Source organism: Evtepia gabavorous, assembly GCF_003425665.1.
GTDB classification, from domain to species: Bacteria; Bacillota; Clostridia; order Oscillospirales; family Oscillospiraceae; genus Evtepia; species Evtepia gabavorous.
This window is the reverse complement of record NZ_QQRQ01000031.1, coordinates 1-14,790: the sequence shown is the minus strand read 5'-3', so window position 1 is coordinate 14,790 and position 14,790 is coordinate 1. Positions and strand designations below refer to the sequence as shown.

Sequence of the window (14,790 nt, the reverse complement as noted above, 5' to 3'; positions counted from 1 at the left end):
CCCGCCGCAGCTCCTGCCGGGGCCACTGGTTGACCACCGTCCAGGCGGTCAGGGTCTCCCCCTGATCCATCCGCATGTCCAGGGGGGCGTCCGCCTGATAGGAAAAGCCCCGGGCCGGGTCATCCAGCTGGGGGGAGGACACCCCCAGGTCAAAGAGCATCCCGTCCACCCGCTCCACCCCGGCCCCGTCCAGCAGGGCCGCCAGGTCCCCAAAATTACCGTGGAGGAAGGTGATCTGCCCGGCCCAGGGGGCCAGGCGGGCCCGCCCCTCCTCCAGGGCCTGGCTGTCCCGGTCGATACAGAGCAGGCGACCGCCGGCGGTCAGTCCCCTGACAATCGCCTCCGAATGCCCGCCCCGGCCCAAGGTGCCGTCTACATAGACCCCATCCGGGCGGATGGCCAGCCCCTGGATGGCCTCCTCCAGCAGAACCGGCCGGTGTGTGTATGCTCCACTCATTGATGCAAAAGCTCCTCAGAGGGCAGGGCCCTCAGTGAATTCATAAGATCAGGAAAGAACTCGTCTTCTTTCCCCAACCCGGCCATTTTAGGCCGGCATTGGTTCCTTCATTATAGAGGGGTTGCCTGTAAAAAGCAACTGTTTTTTGGGAGGCGCTCTTTTTTCTCCCTTTTGACCGGACCCCGATCCGGGCTTGTCATCGCGGCGTTATCTTGGTATGATAGAGATACTAAAATAGTAATATGGTATGTTTTTCCCTCCCACGCTCTGTACTGAAAGGACTGCTTATGACCCATCTGCTGCTTCTCTCCGCCCTTGTCATCCTGGCCTGCGTGCTGTGCAACAAGCTCTCCAGCAAGTTGGGGGTGCCCACCTTGCTGGCCTTCATTCTGCTGGGCATGTTCTTCGGCTCGGACGGGGTGGTCAAGATTCCCTTTGACAACTACGGTCTGGCCCAAAACATCTGCTCCTTTGCCCTCATCTTCATCATGTTCTACGGCGGCTTCGGCACCAACTGGAGCCAGGCCAAGCCTGTGGCGGGGAAGGCCGCCATCCTCTCCTCCTTCGGGACCGCCTTCACCGCGGGGCTGGTGGGGCTGTTCTGCTGGGCGGTTCTGTCCCTTCCCACTTTGGAGAGCTTCCTGCTGGGCGCGGTCATCGCCTCCACCGACGCCGCCTCGGTGTTCTCCATCCTCCGCTCCAAGCGGCTGAACCTTCGGGACCACACCGCCTCCCTGCTGGAGGTGGAGAGCGGCAGCAACGACCCCTTCTCCTACATGCTCACCCTCATTCTTCTCACCCTGATGACAGGGGAGATTTCCGCCCCAGCCGTTGTCTATCAGATCTTCGCCCAGCTGGTCTACGGCGGCGCCCTGGGGGTGGGGGTTGCCCTGGCGGCCCGGGCCTTTCTCCGCCGCTTTCGGTTTGCCTCAGAGGGGTTCGACGCCATTTTCCTGGTGGCGGTGGCCCTGCTGTCCTATGTCGTCCCCACCCTGCTGGAGGGCAACGGCTACCTGAGCGTATACATCACCGGCATCCTCCTGGGCAACAGCCAGTTGGAGAACAAGAAAGCCCTGGTCAACTTCTTTGACGGGGCCACAGGGCTCATGCAAATGCTCCTGTTCTTCCTGCTGGGGCTGCTCTCTTTCCCCTCCCAGCTGCCCGCCATCGCCCCCACGGCCCTGGCCGTGGTCCTCTTCCTCACTTTTGTGGCCCGGCCGGCGGTGGTCTTTCTGCTGATGGCCCCCTTCCGCAGCAGCCCCCGTCAGATGGCCCTGGTCGCCTGGTCGGGGATGCGGGGGGCGGCCTCCATCGTGTTCTCCATTCTGGCCATTACCAGTCCCGCCGTCACCAATCTGGACCTCTACCACATTGTCTTCTTCATCGTCCTCTTTTCCATCCTGGTCCAGGGCACCCTTATCCCCGTGGTGGCCAAAAAGCTGAACATGACCGACCAGGAGGCCAACGTCTTGAAAACCTTCACCGACTACACCGATGAGGTACCCGTCCAGTTTCTCCAGTGTACCCTGCCACCGGATCACCCCTGGGCGGGGCAGGCTCTGCGCACCCTCTCCCTGCCCCCGGACTGTCTGCTGGTCCTCCTCCTCCGCCGGGGCCAGCAGTGGGTCCCCCACGGCAGCACCGTTCTGGAGCCGGGGGATACCCTGATCCTCAGCGGCCGGGCCGGCGGGGCCATCCAGGGGGTCCGCCTTTACGAGCGCACCCTGGAGACAGGAGACCCCTGGCTGGACCGCCCCCTGTCCACCCTGTCCACAGGCACCCGTCTGATCATCCTGGTCCGCCGGGGCGGAGACGTGCTCATCCCCAAGGGAGACACCGTTCTCCTCGCCGGAGACACCCTGGTTATTAACGACAGCGGGGTTCTCCCGCCGGAGCCCTGATTCCCTCCAGGCGCAAAAAAAGAGACCACCCATGGGTGGTCTCTTTTCACAGCTCAATCCTCGTCCTCATCGGCCTCGGCGTCATACATGGCCCGGCGGGGTGCCGGCTGGCTCCGGGGGGCGGGCCCGCCGGAGGCGGCGCTCAGGGCGGAACGGAACTTGGCCCGGGAGTGCTTCACTTCGTCGTAGGCGTCGGCCACGGCCTCCTCCATGCGGCGCAGGGTATCCTCACAGTACTCGCTGGCGGCGGCCTTGAGCATCCGGCACTGCTCCTCCGCATCGGAAAGGATCTCATCCGCCTTCTTCTCTGCCTCCCGCACAATGGCGTCCTCGTTCACCAGCCGCTTGGCGTAGTCCTCCGCCTGCTGGCGCAGGCTGTCGGCCTCCCGCTTGGCGGAGGCGATATAGTCGTTCCGGTTGGCCACCAGGTCCTTGGCCCGCTTGATCTCCACCGGCAGTTCCGCCTTCACATCGTCAATCATGTCCAGGACCCGGTCCCGTTCAATGACGCACCGGTCGTTGTTGAGAGGGGCGTTTTTCGCCTCCTCAATTTCCGTATATAAAAGGTCCAGTAATTCCTCAACGCTGCCTGCCATCGCACTCATCGCTCCTTATTTCCAGTTTATTTTTGACGTCATCAATGATTTCCCGGGGCAAAAACTCGTCCAGGTTGGCATGGTACCGGGCCAGTTCCTTGGCCACTGAGGAACTGAGATACGTGTACTTTTCGCTGGAGGGAAAGAAGACCGTGTCCAGATCGGGGTTTATCTTGCTGTTGATCATCGCCATCTGGACTTCCTGCTCAAAGTCGGACACTGCCCGCAGGCCCTTGACCAGGACCCGGGCGCCCTTCGCCTTGGCATACTCTGCCACAAGACCGTAGTTTACGTCAAACTCCACGTTGCTCACCTGAATGCTCTTTCGCATCAGGTCAATTCGTTCCTCCGGGGTAAACAGGCCGCCATTCTTCTCTGAGTTGACCATGACACAGACAATGACCTTGTCAAAGGCCACCGCCGCCCGTTTGATGATGTTGATGTGTCCCAGGGTGACCGGGTCAAAGCTGCCAGGGTAGATTGCGGTCTTCATAGCATGTTGTCCTTTCCGTCTTCCGCCTTGGGGCCGGGATTCAATCGGCTTGGCGCCGGTACAGGGCGGTTCGGATTTTCCCATACCGGTACTCTTTTTGGAGCCGATAGGGTGCCCGTACCGCCGGCCAGCCCACAGTCGACCCATTTTCGCAAACTATTATACCATTTTCGGACACAATGTCAATCGTTGTGATGGTTTCCAACGCCTTTTCCAGCATCCCGCTGCCGTAGGGCGGGTCCAGAAAGATCACATCAAAGGTCTCCCGGCATCGGGTGAGAAAGGCCAGATAGTCCCCCTGGACCACCGTAGCCCGGTCGGAAAAGCCGGTCAGGGACAGGTTCTCCCGGATGATCCCCACCGCCTCCTTCCGCAGGTCCACAAAGGTGGCATGGGCCGCGCCCCGGGACAGGGCCTCAATCCCCATCTGCCCTGTGCCGCCGAAGAGGTCCAGCACCCGCCGGCCCTCAAGTTCAAATTGAATGCTGGAGAAAATCCCCTCCTTCACCCGGTCTGCGGTGGGACGGGTCTCCAGCCCCACGGGCTCCTTCAGCCGCCGGCCCCGGGCCGTGCCTGTGATGACGCGCATGTCGTTTCCTCCTCTTTGGTTCTGAACTGTTCATAGACCGCCCGGGCCGCCGCCTTGGGGAGAACTTCCTCCAGGGCCGGCAGGTCCGCCTGACGGATGGCCTTCACGCTGCCGAAGGCCTTCAGCAGCTTTTTCCGCCGGGCCTCCCCGATGCCGGGGATGCGCTCCAGGGTGGAGCCCAGGCCGCTCTTGGTATGTCGTTTGTGGTGGAAGCCCACCGCAGACCGGTGGGTCTCCTCCTGAATCTGCCCAATGAAGGCAAACAGCGCCGGCACCGCCTGAATCCCGATCTCCCGCCCGTCGGGGGTTACCAGGGCCCGGGTCCGGTGCCGGTCGTCCTTGACCATGCCGAAGACGGGGATGTCCAGGCCGTACCGGGTCAGTGCCTGAAGGGCCACCGCCGCATGGGCCTCTCCCCCGTCGATGAGCAGCAGGTCCGGGCGGCTGGCAAAGGTCTCATCCCCCTCCTTCTCATGGCGGAAGCGGCGGGTGATGACCTGGTCCATGGAGGCATAGTCGTCCGGCCCGTCCAGGTCCCGCAGGGCAAAGTACCGGTAGGCCCCCTTTCGGGGCCGCCCCTGCTCAAAAACCGTCATGGCCGCCACAATGTCTGCCGCCCCGGTGTTGGAGATGTCATAGGCCTCAATCCGCCGGGGAGGCCCGGGCAGCTCCAGCAGCTGGGCCAGGAGGGTGAGGATTTTGGCTGTCCGCTCCTCCCGGGTGGTCAGGCGCTCGCACTCGGTCCGGGCATTCTCCTGGGCCATGCGGATCAGGTCGGCCTTGGCCCCCCGCTGGGGGGTCACCAGCTCCACCTTCCGCCCGGCCTGGTGGGAGAGCAGCCGCCCCAGGTCCGCCGCTCCCTCCATGGCCTCCGGCAGGAGAATCTGCCGGGGCAGCAGGCCCCGGGGAGTGTAATACTGGACCAGAAAGGCGGACAAGATTTCCTCCGCCGGCTCCCCCGCCGTGGGAAAGACCTCCAGGTCCCGCCCGGTGAGCTCCCCCTCCTGGAAGTGGAGCACCGCCACCCCGCTGCGGACCTCCCCCATGTAGAGGCCCAGCACATCGGTGTCGGCCAGGTAGCCCGCCACCACCTTCTGGCGCTTGCCCAGCAGGGTGATGGCCCGGAGACGGTCCCGGAGGGCGGCGGCCTTCTCAAACTCCAGGGCCTCCGCCGCTTCCTCCATCTGGCCCTTCAGCTCCTTCTCCACCTCGCCAAACTTTCCCTCCAGCAGCCGCACCGCCTGTTCGATGGCCTGCTGGTGCTGGCTTCGCGGGACCTCCTTCCGGCAGTAGCCGTCACACTGGCCCATGTGGTAGTTGAGGCAGGGTCGCTCCTTTCCCTGGTCCCGGGGAAACACCTTCCCGCAGGCCGGAAGCTTCAGGGCGGTCCGCAGGGCGTCCAGAATGGACTGGGTGTCGTGGCGTCCTCCAAAGGGCCCAAAATACCGGGCGCCGTCGTCGGCCATCCGCCCCTGGATGGAGAAACGGGGATAGGCCTCCTTCACCGACAGCCGGATATAGGGATAGCCTTTGTCATCCTTCAGCAAAATATTATACCGGGGCTTGTGCCGCTTGATGAGGGAATTCTCCAGCACCAGGGCCTCAAACTCCGACCCGGCCACAATGGTGTCAAAGTGGTCGATCTGGGCCACCATGGCCCGGGTCTTCTCCGTGTGGGCCGCCTGGTCGTGGAAGTATTGACTCACCCGGTTCTTCAGGGCCTTGGCCTTTCCCACATAGATCACAGTGCCCTCCCGGTCCATCATCAGATAGACCCCGGGCTTGAGGGGCAGGCTCAGCGCCTTCTCTTTCAGTTGGTCAAAGGTCATCCGCTCCCTCCTCTCTCCGATCCATGGGAGTAAAAAAAGCGCCGCGGACGCGGCGCTTTTTTGCCTTACTGTGTCAGCTCAGTCAGCGAAGTCAGAGCTAATGAGCTCCACCAGGGCGTCCACGGCGTCCTTCTCATCGGTGCCGTCGGCAATGAGGTCGATGGTGCTGCCCTTGATGATGCCCAGGGAGAGGACACCGAGCAGACTTTTGGCGTTGACTCTCTGCTCGTCCTTCTCCACCCAAATGGTGCTCTTGAATTCGTTTGCCTTCTGAATAAAGAAGGTAGCAGGTCTCGCATGAAGGCCGACCTGATTATTGACAGTTGCCTGCTTGATATACATAATAGTCCCTCCCGAATTCTTTCCCTAAAATGCTACCATAAGAATAGCAAATTTCCGGGTGTCCGTCAATGCCAATTTTCATGGCATTCCACGGAATTTACACGCTTTTTTTGTCTTTTTCCCTTATAGTTTTCCCTGGAGCGCCGGGATTCTCCCCGGCAGGCCGGGAATCTCACTTGAGCGCCACAATGGTGACGCCGTCCTCCCCCTCGCCGTACCGGCCCAGGCGGAAGGAGGCCACCCCTTTGCACCGTTTCAGATAGGTGTGCACGGCCTTCCGCACCGCCCCGGTTCCCTTGCCGTGGATGACGGTGACCTGGGTGAGGTTGCCCATGATGGCCCGGTCCAGGAACTGGCTGAGGGTCATCTCCGCCTCGTCGGTGGTCATGCCCCGCAGGTCCACCTCGGCCTTGGCGCCCAGGCTGCGCAGCTTGTGCTCGGTGCGCTGGATGTACTGGCGGGCGGCCTTTTGTGTCTGGGTCTCCCCCTCCACCACCCGGACCTCCTCCTGCTTGGCGGTGATCCGCAGGATGCCCGCCTGGAGCTGGAGCACCCCGTCCTTGTTCACCGACAGGACGGTGCCCTGGGTGCCTGTTTTCAGGATGGTCACCGTGTCCCCCTTCTGGGCGGGGCGGAGCATGGGCGGGGGCGCCGCTTTCTCCCGAACGCCCAATTTGTCCTCCGCCTCGTTGAGCCGGTGGCGCAGGCCGGCCCGCTGGTCGTTGACCGCCTGCCAATCCTGTTCCTTCTGGGCCTTTTTCCGCATGTCTCCCAGCTCCCGGAAGACTTCGTCGGCGGTGCGCCGGGCCTCGTCCAGGATGGCGCGGGCCTCCGCCTTGGCCCGGGCCTCGTTTTTCTCCTTTTCCTTTTGCAGGCTGTCCCGGTATTCCTGGGCCTTGGCAGCGGCCTGCTCCATCTCCAGCCGGAGCTGGGCGGCCTGGCGCTGCTCCTTCTCCATCTCCTGGCGCTGCTGGTCCAGCTTGGTGAGCACATCCTCAAAGCGGACGTTCTCGGCGCTCACCCGGGCGGCGGCCTGCTGGATGATCTCCTGGGGCAGGCCCAGACGCTGGGAGATGGCAAAGGCGTTGGACTTGCCGGGAATGCCCACCAGCAGCCGGTAGGTGGGGGCCAGGGTCTCCACATCAAACTCACAGGAGGCATTCTCCACCCCCGGGGTGGTCATGGCGTACACCTTCAGCTCAGCATAGTGGGTGGTGGCCGCCACCAAGGCCCCCAGGCTCCGGGCGTGCTCAATGATGGCCGCGGCCAGGGCCGCCCCCTCCACCGGGTCGGTGCCGCCCCCCAGCTCGTCAAAAAGCACCAGGGTCTCTCCGTCGGTCTCGGCCAGCATACCCACGATGTTGCTCATGTGGGAGGAGAAGGTGGACAGGGACTGGGCAATGGACTGCTCATCCCCAATGTCCGCCAGCACCCGCTGGCAGACCCGGATGGTGCTCCCGTCCCCGGCGGGGATGTGCAGGCCGCACTGGGCCATGAGGGTGAGCAGACCGATGGTCTTCAGAGTCACCGTCTTGCCGCCGGTGTTGGGGCCGGTGATGACCAGCGTGTCAAACTTCTCCCCCAGGGACAGATCATTGGCCACCGCCGTCTTGGGGGGCAGCAGGGGGTGCCGGGCCCGGCGCAGGCAGAGACTTTTGGCGGACAGCCCCGGCTCCATGGCCCCCATCCGCGCGGAGAGCTTGCCCCGGGCAAAGATGCTGTCCAGGCGGATGAGCAGGTCATAGTTCAGGGTGATGTCCTCCCGGAAGGAGGCAGCCTCCGCCGACAGCTCCGCCAGAATGCGATCGATCTCCTTCTCCTCCTTGGCCTGGAGCTCCCGGAGCTCGTTGTTGGCCTTCACCACCCCCATGGGCTCGATGAAAAAGGTAGAGCCCGACCCGGACAGGTCGTGGACCAGGCCGGGGATCTCGTTCTTAAACTCCGACTTCACCGGCACCACATACCGGCCGGACCGCTGGGTGATGATGCTCTCCTGGAGGTACTTGGCCTGGGAGGAGGAGATGATCTTCTGCAAAATATCCCGGACCTTACTCTCCGTGGCCCGGATATGCCGGCGGATGGAGGCCAGCTCCGGGCTGGCCGAGTCCGCCAGCTCCCCGTCCCCTACAATGGAGCCGGTGATCTTGTCCTCCAAAAACCGGTTGGGGTGCAGGGAATGGAAGAGGACGTCAATGGGGCTTTTCTCCTCCCCGTCGCTCTCCCCGTACTCCTTGGCCGACCGGGCGGCGGCCAGCACCCCGGCGATGTCCAGCAGCTCCCGGGTGTTCAGGCTTCCCCCCATGTCCGCCCGCTGGAGGGAGCCGGCCACCGGCTTGACCCCGGAAAAAGAGGGACTGCCCCGCAGCACCATTTTATTTACTGCCGCCGTGGTCTCTTTCAGACGCAGGGCCACCTCCGCCGGGTCGGTTTCCGGCCGCAGCCGGCGGGCCCGCTCCTTGCCCTCCTCCGTGACCGCCTGGTCAGCCAGCAGGCTGAGCACCCGGGGCAGCTCCAGGGTTTCCATGGATTTTTCAAACAGATCTGTCATGGGCTCGCTCCCTCTCTTCTCTCTCGGTTGGGGCGTCTGGGCGGGGCACGGTGTAGACCATCACCCGCTCCCCCTTGGTGTCAAGTTCCCCGTTGAAGGCAAACCCAAGCTTCTCATACAGACGGATCGCCCCCTGGTTGTCGTCGTATACGCTCAGAAAAACCCGGTCCTTTCCATACTCCTTGGGCAGGCGCTCCAGCAGGGCGGCCACCGCCCCCGCACCATAGCCCCGCCCCTGATAGGCCCGATCGATCAGCAGCCGGTCCAGCCACAGCTGCCCCTCCGGTTCCGGCTGGGCAAAGCATCCATACATGGCAAACCCCACCACCGTTGGCCCATCGTAGATGCCCACGGTTCTCCATTCCCGGGTCTGCTCTGCCTCGGCCAGGCATTCCGGGACACTTTCAATATAGGAACGCTGTTCCGGGAAGAGTTGGAGGTTCTCCACCTCTCTCCGGTTTTCCTCGGTAATCGGTACAAAGCGCAGCGGCACAGTTTCTCCTCCTTATCCGCGGCCCGCCTCCGGCAGGCTTCGCTCCAGCTGCTTATAGTAATCCAATGTGCGGAACCCCCGCTCCTGCTGGGTCATCAGAAAGGCCTCCGTGGCCTGCCCCAGCCGCCGGAGGCTCTCCTCCGCCAGGGCAAAGGAGAAGAGCTTCTTGGGCGGGCCCGAGACAATGTACCGGGCCGCCGCCAGGGCCCCCGGGGACAGGGGCATGGACACCCCGCCCCCCAGCCGCCCCCGGCAGGCGGCGCAGCAGAGCACCCCCTGGGAGAGGTGCAGCCGGGCCCGGAGGGGCTCCGGCGCGCCACAGACCGCGCAGGCGTCCAGCAGCGGCTCATATCCGGTGAGGCAGAGCAGCCGGAGCTCAAAGACCGCCTTCACCAAGGCCCGGGGCTTTTTCAAGGTGTCCAACGCGTAGAGGCAGTTGAGCAGCAGGGAGAGCAGCTCCGGGCAGGTCTCTCCCTCCTGGGCGGAGGCCTCCGCCACCTCGGCAAAATAGGAGGCCAGGGCCAGGGTCTCCAGGTCCTGGCGCACCGACCAGAACTGTTCCAGGGGGTCGGCCTCGGTGAGGGTGGTAAACTCCCCCCGCTCGGACAGGGTGAGCTCAGAGTACACCAGCAGCTGGCTGGCCGCGGTAAGCTTGCTGTTCTTCCGCCGGCAGCCCCGGGCCTTCACCGTGCGCTTGCCCCAGTCCCGGGTGAGGACGGTGAGAATCTTGTCCGCCTCTTTATAGTTGGTCTCCCGCAGGACGATTCCCTGGGTGGTCAGGCGCATGGTCTCTCCCTCTCTCCGCCGCTTGTTTCGCCTCCTGCCGCGCCCGACGCCGGGCCAGGCAGTAGATCTCAGGCAGGCCCGTCTGCAAAAACAGGGCCCACAATTCTTTGGATGTCATGGCCATCTCCTCCTGTCTTGGCGTTCTTTGGTTAGCTTGGCAGGGGGAGGGCTGTTTTATCATCGGTAAATTTCGGTTTTTCCAGGCAGGCGCCTGGCTGGGGGCGTTGTCATCTTTCTCCTGCGCCGTTGGAACGGCGGGAACTTGGCCCTCCCGGGCGGGGCCCTATTTCTTTGAAGAAATAGGGGAAAGAACACCAAGGGGAAGGAGGTTCCTTCCCCTTGGAACCCTATTCTCTGGTGCGAGAAACGGGGGAAGGTAGTTGGTTAGATGCGGACCTGGCCTGCGGCCTCCAAAACCAGCGCCTCATGGCCCGCCCACCGGCTCGGGCGGGCGGGAGAAGTGGTTTGTTGACAGGAGGAAAAAGTGGGAAACCAAACGGTTACTCTCTACTTTCTCCCAAAGGGCACCTTCCCACGCCCCCAGCCCGCCCAGCCGGTGGGCGGGCCGTTACGGGCCTTCCAATGTGAGGGCCGCAGGCCAGGTAACCAGCGAGAAGTACAACTTCCCCCCACACAACCCCACCAGAGAAGGGAGTCCAGAGGGAAGAACCTCTTCCCTCTGGGGTTCTTTCCCCCATTTCTTCCCAAGAAATGGGGCCCCGGCCGGGCAGGCCAAGGTTCCCCGCCGTTCCAACGGCGTGGAGCCAAACCCACAAGGCCGCCCCATCCGCCTCACTCCCGGTTGTCAAACCCGAAGCTGCGAATGAGATTCAAATTGTCCCGCCAATTCTCCTTCACCTTCACCCAGGTCTCCAGATAGACTTTGGTCCCCATAAACCGCTCCACATCTTCCCGAGCCATGGTGGAGATCTTTTTGAGCATGGCCCCCTGTTTGCCAATGATGATCCCCTTGTGGGAGGCCTTCTCGCAGTAAATGGTCACATGCAGGTCAATGATCCCGTTGTCCCGCTCGGAGAACTTGGTGACCTCCACCGCCGTGCCGTGGGGGATCTCTTTGTCCAGGCAGTACAGCAGCTTTTCCCGGACAATCTCCCCGCAGATCTGCCGCTCAGGCTGGTCTGTGACCGCGTCCCGTGGAAAGAGCTGGGGCCCCTCCGGCAGGAAGGTGGCCAGCAGGTCCAGCAGCTCCTCCAGGCCCTCCCGCCGCTTGGCGGAGATGGGGACAATGGCGGTGAAGTCGTGGACCTTGCTGTACGCCTCCATCACCGCCAGCAGCTGGGCCTTCTCCACCGTGTCAATCTTGTTGATGACCAGCACCGCGGGGACCTTCATCCCCTTGATCCGGTCAATGAGCTCCCGCTCGGCCCCCCCCACGTTGGGGATGGGCTCCACCAGCAGCAGCACGGCGTCCACGTCGGCCACGCTCTTTCTCACCACGTCCACCATGTAGTCCCCCAGGCGGTTGGCCGCCCGATGCAGGCCGGGGGTGTCCAGAAAGACAAACTGGTTCTCCCCCCGGGTGAGCACCCCGCAGATCCGGTTCCGGGTGGTCTGGGGTTTGCTGCTGACAATGGCCACCTTCTCCCCCACCAGGGCGTTGGTGAGGGTGGACTTGCCCACGTTGGGCCGGCCGCAGAGGGTAATCATCCCGCAGCGCTTCACCGGCACCTCCTCTGTCCCTGGGCCCGCCAGGGGGGCGTCCAGGTCCTCGTTCCAGTGGTCCCGGGTGACCCCCAGACCCTCCAAAATGGCCTCCTCCCGGGCCCGCATCTGGGCCTTCTGGGGGCCCTCGTCCAGGTGGTCATAGCCCAGCAGATGGAGCACCGAGTGGACCGCCAGATAGGCCATCTCCCGCTGGACACTGTGGCCGAACTCCGCCGCCTGGGCCTGGGCCCGCTCCACGGAGATCACCATGTCCCCCAGGGGACACAGGCCGGTCTCCGGGTCCCGCTGGTCCTCCCCCGTGCCGTCGGGGGGGACGCCGGGGGTGAGCTCCAGCATGGGGAAGGAGAGCACGTCCGTGGCCGCGTCGATGGCCCGCTGCTCCCGGTTGATCTCCCGAATGCCCTCGTCCGTGGTCAGCAGCACATCCACCCCACAGGGGACCTGCACCCCCTCCGCCGCCAGGGCGGCGGTGATCACCCGGGTGAGCAGGGGGCGGTAAGGGTTGGGGCCGGAAAGCTCCCAGTCAATATAGATATCGTGATTGTTCATCTCAGCGTTTCGCCTTTCTTCTGTTTTCGTCCTCTTCATAGGCCTTGATGATCCGCTGGACAATGACATGGCGGACCACATCGCTGTCGGTGAGGCGGCACAGGGCGATGCCCTCCACGTCCCGCAGCACCCGCATGGCTTCCTTCAGGCCGGAGACCTTGTCCCCCGGCAGGTCAATCTGGGTCACATCCCCTGTGATGACGATTTTGGACCCAAAACCCAGCCGGGTGAGAAACATCTTCATCTGCTCCCGGGAGGTGTTCTGGGCCTCGTCCAGAATGATGAAGGAATCGTCCAGGGTTCGCCCCCGCATGTAGGCCAGGGGCGCCACCTCAATGTTCCCCCGCTCCACGTACTTGGCATAGCTCTCCGCCCCCAGCATCTCAAACAGGGCGTCGTACAGGGGGCGCAGGTAGGGGTCCACCTTGCTCTGGAGATCCCCGGGCAAAAAGCCCAGCCGCTCTCCAGCCTCCACCGCCGGGCGGGTGAGGATGATCCGGTTGACCTCCTTGGCCCGAAAGGCCGCCACCGCGGCGGCCACCGCCAAATAGGTCTTTCCGGTGCCCGCCGGACCAACGCCCAGGGTGACGGTGTTGGCCCGGATGGCATCCACGTATTTTTTCTGCCCCACCGTCTTGGCCTTCACAGGCTTTCCCTTGGCGGTCACGCAGAGGACGTCGGCGGCCAGGGTCTGGATTTTGTCCTCGTTGCCCGACTTCACCAGCTGGATGAGGTAACGGACATTCTGCTCATGGATGCTCTCCCCCCGGGCCGACAGGCCGATGAGCCCTTGGATCACCTTGGCGGCATAGGCCACCGGCGTATCCTCTCCGCTGATTTTCAGCTGGTCGTCCCGGCCCACCACCCGGACCCCCAGCTCCTGCTCGATGAGGCGGATGTTCTCATCGAAGGAGCCGAAGATATCAATGGCGTCCTCCATCCGTTCAATGCTGACTGTCTGTTCCATCATGGGCAATTACTCCTCCGCGCGTTCCGCTTCCTTGGTTTTCTCGTCGGCCCCGGTGGTTCCCTTCTCTGGGTGCCGGGGCCCCACCGCCTTCTCCTGGGTGTCCATCTCCACCATCCGGCCGATCTGCTCGGTGCACTGGGCCACCAGCTTCACCTGGAGCAGGTCCCCCTGGCGGGTCACTTCATAGTCCGCCTGCAGGACCTTCCCCTCCTCCATCTGCTCCTCCAGGGCCTCCATGAGCGCTTGGCGGAGCATCTCCTCCGCCTGGGCGGGGTCCAGGGTGATCTCCCTGGTCTCATAGGCCCGGTGGGTCTCCTTTTCCCACACCACGGGCAGCTGCTTTCCCTGGATCGGGGTCCAGGCCCTTTGTTCCGATATTGTATCATAATTCTCATAGGGAATTCCACTGTTTTGATAAAATTTCACCCGCTTGCCCATGAGGGACAGGCTGTAATGGCGGATTTCCTCCCCGGTATAGGTTTTTACCTGGGCCTTCAGGGAGATCTGGGCGGTGAGGGTGTGCCAGGTCTGGGCCAAAACCTTCCCCTCCGCGTGGACCAGCATGGTCCCCAGATCGTGCTCGGTGGGGGTGACGGTGTCCATTTCCATGCGGCCGGAGATGAGGACATCCCCCTCGCACACCGCCTCCCCCTCCTGAAACTGGGCATCCCCCACCCAGGGTTCGATGTGGGTAATCACCCCCGTGGCAGAGGAGACCACATCGGTGGGTACCGTCTCCGCCCGGATTTCCGGCGCAGGGTCCCCCTCCCGGACAATGACCTCCGCCCGGGTGCCGTGGAGGTTTAGGGAGAAATAGGACAGGGCGTCCATGGCCATCATCATCCTGTTCTCCACCTCCCGGATGGGGATGCCGGGGCCATAGGTGCCCACGGACACCCCGCACAGGCGCAGCTGGCTGATGATCTCCTCCCTGGTGACGGTCTCGTTGCCTGTGACATCAATGGTCAGAACGGTCCGGGACCCGATGGCGAAGAGGACCAGACACAGGGCCACCCCCGCCAGCAGGGCATACCGCCGGCGGAACCGCAGAAAAAAATAGGGCAGTCCCTGCCGCTTCTCCAGCTCCACCCCGCACTGGGCTCCCTGGGCCAGCTGGCACAGCCGGGCGTACTGCCGGGCGGTGACCTGGACCTCCAGGGTGAACAGGTCCCGCTGAACCATCCTCCACAGCACCAGGTTCTCTCTGGCGCAGAGATTCAAAAAATCCTCCGGCTGGGCGCCGGTGATCCGGGCGGTCACCGTGCCGAACAGCCAGGCCAACAACGTTTTCACAGCCGACCCCTCTCCCCTTCCTCACAGAATCTCCAGCTTGCTGACCCAGCCAAAGATCCGCAGCTCCCGCTCCCGCATGGCCTTGATCTCCAGGTCCCGCCCCGAGATCCGCAGCACCCAGGCCCCGCCATCCACATGGAGCTCCTCTTTCCCATAGGAGAGAATCCCCTTGTAGTTTTCCAGATATAGCTCCCGGTCTCCCAGCAGCTCCACCTTGGGCACTCCCGCCACGCCGTCAGCGGGCAGGTCCAGCAGGCG

General features: G+C 63.5%; 15 protein-coding genes and 1 pseudogene. 1 reads left to right on the top strand and 15 read right to left on the bottom strand.

Translation table 11 applies throughout. The features are described from left to right. Positions 1-457: 16S rRNA (cytosine(1402)-N(4))-methyltransferase RsmH (gene rsmH, locus DV520_RS11085; RefSeq protein ID WP_117142861.1), on the bottom strand; the 457-nt coding region annotated here is incomplete at its 3' end. 287 nt (positions 458-744) lie between these two features. On the opposite strand from rsmH, the gene DV520_RS11080 reads away from it, so the two are divergent. Then, positions 745-2,358, top strand: a complete 1,614-nt coding sequence (locus tag DV520_RS11080; protein WP_117142859.1) for a potassium/proton antiporter — start codon at positions 745-747, stop codon at positions 2,356-2,358. Between the two features lie 53 nt (positions 2,359-2,411). On the opposite strand, the gene DV520_RS11075 is transcribed toward DV520_RS11080, so the two are convergent. From DV520_RS11075 to DV520_RS11020, 14 genes and pseudogenes are all read right to left on the bottom strand, one after another. Further along, on the bottom strand, positions 2,412-2,954 hold the full coding sequence (locus tag DV520_RS11075; RefSeq protein WP_021920268.1) for an ATP synthase subunit B family protein: 543 nt from the start codon (positions 2,952-2,954) through the stop codon (positions 2,412-2,414). Then, positions 2,938-3,447, bottom strand: coding sequence for a pantetheine-phosphate adenylyltransferase (gene coaD / locus DV520_RS11070; RefSeq protein ID WP_021920269.1), 510 nt, complete (start codon positions 3,445-3,447; stop codon positions 2,938-2,940). Before coaD ends, DV520_RS11075 begins: the two co-directional genes overlap by 17 nt. Positions 3,448-3,487: 40 nt before the next feature. Next, positions 3,488-4,036 carry a 16S rRNA (guanine(966)-N(2))-methyltransferase RsmD gene (gene rsmD, locus DV520_RS11065; RefSeq protein WP_021920270.1) on the bottom strand — a complete coding sequence of 183 codons (549 nt, stop codon included), beginning with the start codon at positions 4,034-4,036 and terminating at the stop codon, positions 3,488-3,490. After that, positions 3,997-5,865, bottom strand: a complete 1,869-nt coding sequence (gene uvrC / locus DV520_RS11060) for an excinuclease ABC subunit UvrC (protein WP_117142857.1) — start codon at positions 5,863-5,865, stop codon at positions 3,997-3,999. The genes rsmD and uvrC overlap by 40 nt, the downstream gene beginning before the upstream one ends. A gap of 78 nt (positions 5,866-5,943) precedes the next feature. Further along, a complete protein-coding gene (locus DV520_RS11055; RefSeq protein WP_021920272.1) occupies positions 5,944-6,207 on the bottom strand; it encodes an HPr family phosphocarrier protein in 264 nt (87 codons plus the stop codon). 172 nt (positions 6,208-6,379) lie between these two features. Beyond that, a complete protein-coding gene (locus tag DV520_RS11050; RefSeq protein ID WP_117142856.1) occupies positions 6,380-8,755 on the bottom strand; it encodes an endonuclease MutS2 in 2,376 nt (791 codons plus the stop codon). After that, the gene (locus DV520_RS11045; protein ID WP_117142854.1) at positions 8,739-9,248 is read right to left on the bottom strand and encodes a GNAT family N-acetyltransferase; all 510 of its coding nucleotides are present in this window, start codon (positions 9,246-9,248) and stop codon (positions 8,739-8,741) included. Before DV520_RS11045 ends, DV520_RS11050 begins: the two co-directional genes overlap by 17 nt. Positions 9,249-9,260: 12 nt before the next feature. Further along, entirely contained in the window at positions 9,261-10,034 is a 774-nt protein-coding gene (gene recO, locus DV520_RS11040) for a DNA repair protein RecO (RefSeq protein WP_117142852.1), read from the bottom strand. After that, a complete protein-coding gene (locus DV520_RS12370; protein WP_165850099.1) occupies positions 9,988-10,152 on the bottom strand; it encodes a hypothetical protein in 165 nt (54 codons plus the stop codon). The genes recO and DV520_RS12370 overlap by 47 nt, the downstream gene beginning before the upstream one ends. A 674-nt stretch (positions 10,153-10,826) precedes the next feature. Continuing rightward, positions 10,827-11,702 carry a GTPase Era gene (gene era, locus DV520_RS12615; protein WP_165850100.1) on the bottom strand — a complete coding sequence of 292 codons (876 nt, stop codon included), beginning with the start codon at positions 11,700-11,702 and terminating at the stop codon, positions 10,827-10,829. Between the two features lie 90 nt (positions 11,703-11,792). Beyond that, positions 11,793-12,269, bottom strand: a pseudogene (ybeY, locus tag DV520_RS12610) (rRNA maturation RNase YbeY); the annotation flags it as partial. Position 12,270: 1 nt separating this feature from the next. Further along, a complete protein-coding gene (locus DV520_RS11030; RefSeq protein WP_021919767.1) occupies positions 12,271-13,239 on the bottom strand; it encodes a PhoH family protein in 969 nt (322 codons plus the stop codon). A gap of 6 nt (positions 13,240-13,245) precedes the next feature. Continuing rightward, the gene (locus tag DV520_RS11025) at positions 13,246-14,532 is read right to left on the bottom strand and encodes a sporulation protein YqfD (RefSeq protein WP_117142848.1); all 1,287 of its coding nucleotides are present in this window, start codon (positions 14,530-14,532) and stop codon (positions 13,246-13,248) included. A gap of 21 nt (positions 14,533-14,553) precedes the next feature. Then, a partial coding sequence (locus DV520_RS11020) for a YabP/YqfC family sporulation protein (RefSeq protein ID WP_117142846.1) occupies positions 14,554-14,790 on the bottom strand: 237 nt, incomplete at its 5' end.

What these genes read in the sequence shown, in the direction of transcription:
- DV520_RS11080 (WP_117142859.1), top strand. Translation starts at nt 745, where the DNA reads ATGACCCATCTGCTGCTTCTCTCCGCCCTTGTCATCCTGGCCTGCGTG.
- DV520_RS11075 (WP_021920268.1), bottom strand. Translation starts at nt 2,954, where the DNA reads ATGGCAGGCAGCGTTGAGGAATTACTGGACCTTTTATATACGGAAATT.
- coaD (WP_021920269.1), bottom strand. Translation starts at nt 3,447, where the DNA reads ATGAAGACCGCAATCTACCCTGGCAGCTTTGACCCGGTCACCCTGGGA.
- rsmD (WP_021920270.1), bottom strand. Translation starts at nt 4,036, where the DNA reads ATGCGCGTCATCACAGGCACGGCCCGGGGCCGGCGGCTGAAGGAGCCC.
- uvrC (WP_117142857.1), bottom strand. Translation starts at nt 5,865, where the DNA reads ATGACCTTTGACCAACTGAAAGAGAAGGCGCTGAGCCTGCCCCTCAAG.
- DV520_RS11055 (WP_021920272.1), bottom strand. Translation starts at nt 6,207, where the DNA reads ATGTATATCAAGCAGGCAACTGTCAATAATCAGGTCGGCCTTCATGCG.
- DV520_RS11050 (WP_117142856.1), bottom strand. Translation starts at nt 8,755, where the DNA reads ATGACAGATCTGTTTGAAAAATCCATGGAAACCCTGGAGCTGCCCCGG.
- recO (WP_117142852.1), bottom strand. Translation starts at nt 10,034, where the DNA reads ATGCGCCTGACCACCCAGGGAATCGTCCTGCGGGAGACCAACTATAAA.
- DV520_RS12370 (WP_165850099.1), bottom strand. Translation starts at nt 10,152, where the DNA reads ATGACATCCAAAGAATTGTGGGCCCTGTTTTTGCAGACGGGCCTGCCT.
- era (WP_165850100.1), bottom strand. Translation starts at nt 11,702, where the DNA reads ATGATTACCCTCTGCGGCCGGCCCAACGTGGGCAAGTCCACCCTCACC.
- DV520_RS11030 (WP_021919767.1), bottom strand. Translation starts at nt 13,239, where the DNA reads ATGATGGAACAGACAGTCAGCATTGAACGGATGGAGGACGCCATTGAT.